This is a genomic window from Burkholderia sp. 3C (assembly GCF_054589155.1).
Window position 1 is genome coordinate 1 of sequence record NZ_BAAILN010000099.1, and the last position, 330, is coordinate 330.

Here is a 330-nt window from a genome sequence, read left to right on the forward strand (position 1 = left end):
ATGTTCCGCCGAAGCCGATGGACCAACCGCTGAACAAGACATGCGGCTGGCCGATACACAGCGATTCGGCGGCACAAACGATTGCCATTTCGGGACCGAAATACGTGCCGCATGTGTGGATGGCCTTTACCCGCTATCGCTTCAGCGCACAGGTGCTCTCGGATCTGGAAAAACATCCCGAGCCACGGATGCAGAAACTGGATGTGGCCGCTGCGATGAACGGCGGTGCGGTGCCGAATGGTTTCGCGCCCGAGGCCGCCAATCTGACGCACTACGTGGCGGATTTCAGCGAGGAAGCCGATTGGAAAAAGCTGAACGACAAGCTGCTGA

1 protein-coding gene is annotated in these 330 nt (G+C 58.5%); it reads left to right on the top strand.

All coding sequences use genetic code 11. The features are described 5' to 3' along the window. Positions 1-17 precede the first annotated feature (17 nt). On the top strand, positions 18-330 hold a 313-nt coding region (locus ACYP33_RS20490; RefSeq protein ID WP_459623671.1), incomplete at its 3' end, for a hypothetical protein.